Here is a 5,389-nt window from a genome sequence, read left to right on the forward strand (position 1 = left end):
TCGTCCGGCGAGGGCGGCTCAGCTCTTGAAGAGGGTTTCGGCATTCGGCTCGGCGTCGGCCGGGGCTTCGGGCGCGGCTTCGCCGCTCTCCGCGGCGAGCGCCGCCTCGGCCTCGCGGGCAGCGGCCTCGCGCTCGGCCCGCAGCTCCTCGATCAGCGCCTCGCGGTCGCGCGCCATACCGGCCGAATCCTGCGGCGCCGCCTCGTGCCCGGCCGCCTTGGCCGCCTTGGCGACTGCGGCGTCGAGCTCGCGCTGAGAGGTCAGGCCAAGAGTCACCGGGTCCTTCGGCTGGATGTTGGCAATGTTCCAGTGGCTGCGCTCGCGAATCGCCTGGATGGTCGTGCGCGTCGTCCCGATCAGCCGGCCGATCTGGCCGTCGGAGAGGTCCGGATGGTTGCGGATCAGCCAGGCGACGCCGTCCGGTTTGTCCTGCCGCTTGGAGACAGGGGTGTAGCGCGGACCCCTCGTACGCATGGCCTGATCCGGCTCCTTCTGCATCTGGAGCCGGTAATCGGGATCGGCCTGGCCGCGCTCGATCTCCTCCGGGGTGAGCTCGCCCGAGCGCAGCGGATCGCGGCCGGTCAGCTTGGTCGCGGCGGTGTCGTCGGCGATCGCCTGCACTTCCAGGATGTGCAGCCCGCAAAAGGCGGCGATCTGTACGAAGGTCAGCGACGTATTGTCGACGAGCCAGCTGGCCGTCGCATGGGGCATGAGCGGCTGGGCCATCAATTCCTCCAGAAACGATAAGGGCCGCCCCTTCCCGGAGCGGCCAGTGCGGGGCGGGATTTAGTCCCGCTGTCCAAACGAAGCAAGCCAAAGCTCGTTGCCTCCGCCCCGGCGCCGACCTATTCCCCGCGGGACAGGGAGGCTCACGCATGCTGTTGACCGGATTGGCGATGTTGGCGCTCGACGTGCCCGGCGGTCCGATGCAGGTCGCCGTCCACCGCGATCCGATCACCGACCGGGTCACCACTTCGGCCGAGCTGCTCAACGACGGCCACCGGCTCGTGCTGAGCTGCGAGCCCGCCCGCTCTCGCGGCATTCAGGTGCGGCTCCATTCGCGCCACTGGTTCCGCCACGGCGGCACGCTGACCGGGCGGCGGACGCTGACCTACCGCTTCGACGGCGATGCGCCGCGGCGGACGCTCTGGAAGGTGCGCGATCATGACGCGCGGCTGACCGGCCGCCGCCAGGTCCCCGCCTTCATCGACTGGCTGACCCGCGCGGAGCGGCTGGTCGTGCGCGCCACCGACATCGAGGGGACGGTCTTCGACATGTATTTCCCGCTCGACGGCGCCGGCGAGGCGGTGGCTGAGCTGCGCGCGGCATGCGAGGGACAGCCCCAGGCGCAATGACGCGCGATCATCTCCAGCGGCTCGAGGCGGAGGCGATCCACATCTTCCGCGAATGCGTCGCGGAGATGGCGCGGCCGGTTTTGCTCTTCTCGGCCGGCAAGGACAGCTGCGTGATGCTGCATCTCGCGCGCAAGGCCTTCTGGCCCGCCGTGCCGCCCTTTCCGCTGCTTCATGTCGATACCGGCTGGAAGTTCCGGGAGATGTACGCGTTGCGCGACCAGCTTGCCGCCGAAGCGGGGATGGAGCTGATCGTCCACCGCAACCCGGACGCCGAGGCGCGCGGCATCAATCCGTTCGACCACGGCGCGACGACGCATACCGAGCTGTGGAAGACCGAAGGGCTCAAGCAGGCGCTCGACGCGAGCGGCTTCGATGCCGCGTTCGGCGGCGCGCGGCGCGACGAGGAGCCGAGCCGGTCGAAGGAGCGCATCATCTCCGTCCGCGTCGCCGGCCATGTCTGGGACCCGCGCCGGCAGCGGCCGGAGCTGTGGAGCCTCTACAACACCCGGCTGGGCCCGGGCGAGACGATGCGCGTCTTTCCCCTCTCCAACTGGACCGAGGCGGACATCTGGCACTATATCGCGCGCGAAGAGCTGCGGGTCGCCTCGCTCTATTTCGCGGCGCCGCGCCCGACGGTCGAGCGCGACGGCGCCCTCCTGATCGTCGACGACGGCCGCTTCCCGCTCGCGCCCGGCGAGACGTCGGTCGAGCGCCGCGTCCGTGTGCGCACCCTGGGCTGCTATCCGCTCACCGGCGCGGTCGCGAGCGACGCCGAAAGCGTTGACGACATCCTCGCCGAGCTGGAGGCGGGCGACACGTCGGAGCGGGTCGGGCGGCTGATCGACCACGACCAGCCCGCCTCGATGGAGCGCAAGAAGCGGCAGGGCTATTTCTGATGGCCGACCTGCTGCGCGTCCTCACCTGCGGCTCGGTCGACGACGGCAAGTCGACCCTGATCGGGCGGCTGATGGTCGGCTGCGGCGCGATGCCCCGCGACCGCATCGCGGGCGTCGAGGATTTCGCCTTCATCGCCGACGGGCTCGAGGCCGAGCGCGAGCAGGGGATCACGATCGACGTCGCGCGCCTCAACTTCTCGACCGGCAAGCGCCGCATCCTCCTCGCCGACGCGCCCGGACACGAGCAATATACCCGCAACATGGCGACCGGCGCCTCGACCGCCGACCTCGCCATCGTTCTCGTCGACGCCCGCACCGGGCTGACCACCCAGACCCGCCGCCATGTGATGATCGCGCGGCTGCTCGGCATCCGCGATTTCGTGCTGGCCGTGAACAAGATGGACCTGGTCGGTTTCCAGTCCGGCCCGTTTGACGCCGCCTGGTACGGCTTGGCCGGCCTGCTCGAGGAGGGCGTCGACGACTTCACCGCGATCCCGGTCTCGGCGCTGGAGGGCGACAATATCCTCGAGCGCTCGGAGCGGATGGGCTGGTATGACGGCCCGACGCTGATCGAGCTGCTCGACCAGGCGGAGCCGCGCCGCCGCGCGGAGATCGCGGACTTCCGCATGCCGGTGCAGCTCGTCACCCGCGCGGACGGCACGCGCTATCTCGCCGGCACCGTCGCGGGCGGCGCCGTCGGCGCGGGCGATACGGTGTCGGTGGCCGGCGGCGCGGCGTCCAAAGTCGCGCGGATCGCGGCGATGGACGGCGACCGGGAGCGGGCCGAGGCGGGCGACGCCGTTTCGCTCGTCCTCGCCGATCCGGTCGATTGCGGGCGCGGCGATCTGCTCTTCGCCGGCGAGCCGCCGATGATCGCCGATCAGTTCGAGGCGACCCTGATCTGGCTGGACGAGGAGGAATTGCTCCCCGGGCGGCGCTATCTGCTGAAGCACGGCACCCGCACCGTCGCCGCGTCGGTGCAGAGCCTCAAGCACCGGGTCGACGTCGAGACGATGGCGCCGCTCGCCGCGCGGACGCTGGCGCTCAACGAGATCGGGCTCGCCAATCTCTGGACCGCCCGCCCGCTCGCCTTCGAGCCCTACGAGAAGAGCCGCGAGCTGGGCGGTTTCATCCTGATCGATCCGGTGAATGCGCGCACGCTTGCCGCCGGCCTGATCCGTTTCGGCCTCCGCCGCGCCGATAACCTGCATGAGCAGGCATCGGCGGTCACGCCCGAGCGCCGCGCCACGCTGATGGGTCAGAGACCGAAACTGCTCTGGTTCACCGGCCTCAGCGGCGCCGGCAAATCGACCATCGCCAATCTGGTCGAGGCGAAATTGCACGCGGCCGGGCGCCACACCTTCCTGCTCGACGGCGACAATGTCCGCCTGGGCCTCAACCGCGACCTCGGCTTCACCGACGCCGACCGGGTCGAGAATATCCGCCGCGTCGGCGAGGCGGCGAAGCTGATGATGGACGCCGGCCTGATCGTCATCACCGCCTTCATCAGCCCCTTCCGCTCCGAACGCGACATGGCCCGCGCGCTGGTGCCGGAGGGCGATTTCATCGAGATTTTCGTCGATGCCCCCCTCGCCGAAGCCGAGAAGCGCGACCCCAAGGGCCTCTATGCCAAGGCGCGCGAAGGCAGGCTCGCCAATTTCACCGGCATCGATTCGCCCTACGAGGCGCCCGAAGCACCGGAGATTCGGATCGATACGATGGCGATGAGCGCCGAGGAGGCGGCGGACCTCATCGTCCGCCATCTCGGCGCCTAGCTCAGCCTTTCAAGAACTGCTTCACACCACGCGCCGCCTGTCTGATCCGTTGCTCATTCTCGACCAAGGCGATGCGGACATAGCCTTCGCCTTCCTCGCCGAAGCCGACGCCGGGGGCGACGGCGACGCCGGCTTCCGAAAGCAGCCTCTTCGAGAATTCCATCGAGCCAAGATGGCGCAGCGGCTCAGGTATCGGCGCCCAGGCGAACATGCTGGCCTCGGGCGGGGGGATCTCCCAGCCCGCGCGGCCGAAGCAATCGACGAGGCAGTCCCGCCGCGCCGTGTAGAGCGCGCGGTTGGCTGCGACGATGTCCTGCGGCCCATTCAGCGCCGCGGTCGCCGCCGCCTGGATCGGCGTGAAGGCGCCGTAATCGAGATAGGATTTCACCCGGGCGAGCGCGCCGATCAGGGTCGGATTGCCGACCGCGAAGCCGATCCGCCAGCCCGCCATCGAATAGGTCTTCGACATCGAGGTGAACTCGACCGCGACCTCCTTCGCGCCCGGCACCTGGAGGATCGAGGGCGTCGGCGTGTCGCCATAATAGATTTCGGCATAAGCGAGGTCGCTGATCACCCAGAGGCCGCGCTCCCGGGCGAAGGCGACGACCTTCTCGTAGAAGGTCAGATCGGCGACATAAGCGGTGGGATTGGACGGATAGCCGATCACCAGCACGGTCGGCTTGGGCACCGTGTAGCGCAGCGAGCGTTCGAGGATGTCGAAGAAGTCCGGCCCCGGCGCGGCGGGGATCGAGCGGATCGCGGCGCCGGCGATGATGAAGCCGAACTGGTGGATCGGATAAGACGGGTTGGGCGCGAGCACGACGTCGCCCGGGGCGGTGATCGCCAGGGCGAGATTGGCGAGGCCCTCCTTCGAACCCAGGGTGACGATGACCTCGCTGTCGGGATCGAGCGCGACGCCGAAGCGGCGCTGATAATAGGCCGCCTGCGCCTTCCTGAGCCCGGCGATCCCCTTCGACGCCGAGTAGCGATGCGCGCGGGGATTGCGGGCGACCTCGGCCAGCTTCTCGATGACGTGCGCCGGCGGCGCGCCGTCGGGATTGCCCATGCCGAGATCAATGATGTCCTCGCCCCGCGCGCGCGCCGCCGCCTTCATCGCGTTCACCTCGGCGAAGACGTAGGGCGGAAGGCGGCGAATGCGGTAGAAATCGGTCACGGAAGTCAGCTTTCGAAGCGGGAAAGATCGAACGGCGCGAGTGCGACGGGCGGCGTTTCGCCCGTCACCAGCGCCGCGACCGCTTCGCCCGTGATCGCCGCCAGCGTCAAGCCGAGATGCTGGTGGCCGAAGGCGTAGACGACAGTGGGCGCGCGCCGGCTGCGGCCGATCGCCGGGAGATAATCGGGC

5 protein-coding genes and 1 pseudogene are annotated in these 5,389 nt (G+C 69.4%); 3 read left to right on the forward strand and 3 right to left on the reverse strand.

Features of this window, described 5'->3' with window-relative positions; all coding sequences use genetic code 11:
• Nucleotides 1–18 precede the first annotated feature (18 nt).
• On the reverse strand, nucleotides 19–726 hold the full coding sequence (locus ACT4N8_RS15975; RefSeq protein WP_444859101.1) for a cell cycle transcriptional regulator TrcR: 708 nt from the start codon (nucleotides 724–726) through the stop codon (nucleotides 19–21).
• A 149-nt stretch (nucleotides 727–875) separates the two neighbouring features.
• Between ACT4N8_RS15975 and ACT4N8_RS15980 the strand changes: the two genes are divergently transcribed.
• The 3 genes from ACT4N8_RS15980 to cysC are packed head-to-tail and all read left to right on the forward strand — an operon-like array spanning nucleotide 876 to nucleotide 4,026.
• A complete protein-coding gene (locus ACT4N8_RS15980; RefSeq protein ID WP_444859102.1) occupies nucleotides 876–1,355 on the forward strand; it encodes a hypothetical protein in 480 nt (159 codons plus the stop codon).
• Complete coding sequence (cysD, locus tag ACT4N8_RS15985) at nucleotides 1,352–2,251, forward strand: sulfate adenylyltransferase subunit CysD (RefSeq protein ID WP_444859103.1); 900 nt, start codon at nucleotides 1,352–1,354, stop codon at nucleotides 2,249–2,251. Before ACT4N8_RS15980 ends, cysD begins: the two co-directional genes overlap by 4 nt.
• The gene (gene cysC / locus ACT4N8_RS15990) at nucleotides 2,251–4,026 is read left to right on the forward strand and encodes an adenylyl-sulfate kinase (protein ID WP_444859104.1); all 1,776 of its coding nucleotides are present in this window, start codon (nucleotides 2,251–2,253) and stop codon (nucleotides 4,024–4,026) included. The genes cysD and cysC overlap by 1 nt, the downstream gene beginning before the upstream one ends.
• Nucleotide 4,027: 1 nt before the next feature.
• Here the strand turns inward: cysC and ACT4N8_RS15995 are convergent, their stop codons facing one another.
• The gene (locus ACT4N8_RS15995) at nucleotides 4,028–5,200 is read right to left on the reverse strand and encodes an LL-diaminopimelate aminotransferase (RefSeq protein WP_444859105.1); all 1,173 of its coding nucleotides are present in this window, start codon (nucleotides 5,198–5,200) and stop codon (nucleotides 4,028–4,030) included.
• Between the two features lie 5 nt (nucleotides 5,201–5,205).
• Nucleotides 5,206–5,389: pseudogene (locus ACT4N8_RS16000) on the reverse strand (FAD-dependent oxidoreductase); the annotation flags it as partial.

Source organism: Sphingosinicella sp., from assembly GCF_052387495.1.
GTDB lineage: Bacteria > Pseudomonadota > Alphaproteobacteria > Sphingomonadales > Sphingomonadaceae > Allosphingosinicella.